Below are 1,028 nucleotides of genomic sequence, written 5' to 3'. Positions count from 1 at the left end.
GACACCCCCGCCCGCCTTGGACGGTCTATCTCCGGCCACGACACGGGTGAGGTCAGCAGCGACACCGATCCGGAGGACCAGTCCACGTGCGGCGACGGCTCATCCACATGCAACGTGGGCGGCAACACCCCATGCCGCATCGCCATCACCATCTTGATCACACCGGCCACCCCAGCGGCAGCCTGCGTATGACCGATGTTCGACTTCACCGACCCCAACCACAGCGGCCGATCCCGACCCCGGCCATAGGTGGCCAGCAGCGCCTGCGCCTCGATCGGATCACCCAACGTGGTCCCGGTCCCGTGCCCCTCCACCACATCCACACCCGAGGCCGCCACCCCCGCATCCGCCAACGCCTGACCGATCACCCGCTGCTGAGAAGGACCATTTGGCGCCGTCAACCCATTCGACGCCCCGTCCTGATTCACCGCCGAACCCCGCACCACCGCCAACACCCGACGACCGTTCGCCCGAGCATCCGACAACCGCTCCACGACCAGCACCCCCACACCCTCACCCCACCCCGTACCATCCGCAGCACCCGCGAACGACTTGCACCGCCCATCCGCCGCCAACCCCCGCTGACGGCTGAACTCCACGAAGGTGTCCGGGGAGGCCATCACCGTGACACCACCGGCCAGCGCGAGGGAGCACTCCCCCCGCCTCAGTGACTGGATCGCCAGGTGCAGCGCGACCAGCGAGGAGGAACAGGCGGTGTCGATGGTGACGGCGGGGCCCTCGAAACCGAACGTGTAGGCGACCCGGCCGGTGGCGATGCTGGCCGCGTTACCGTTGCCGACGAAGCCTTCGAGCTCTTCGGGTACGGTCCTCAGGCGCGAGTGGTAGTCGTGGTACATCAGGCCGGTGAAGACGCCCGTCCTGCTGCCCTTGAGGGTGGCGGGCGCCATACCGGCGTCCTCCATCGCCTCCCAGGAGGTCTCCAGCAACAACCGCTGCTGCGGATCCATCGCCAGCGCCTCACGCGGAGAGATCCCGAAGAACCCCGCGTCGAACTCCCCCGCCTCATG

General features: G+C 68.3%; 1 protein-coding gene. It reads right to left on the bottom strand.

What is annotated here, in order from left to right; genetic code table 11:
• A partial coding sequence (locus ACFYWM_RS44745; protein WP_389928014.1) for a beta-ketoacyl synthase N-terminal-like domain-containing protein occupies positions 1 to 1,028 on the bottom strand: 1,028 nt, incomplete at both ends.

The sequence above is a fragment of the Streptosporangium sp. NPDC002721 genome, assembly GCF_042888905.1.
GTDB lineage: Bacteria > Actinomycetota > Actinomycetes > Streptosporangiales > Streptosporangiaceae > Streptosporangium.
This window is presented reverse-complemented; position numbering and strand designations above follow the sequence as displayed.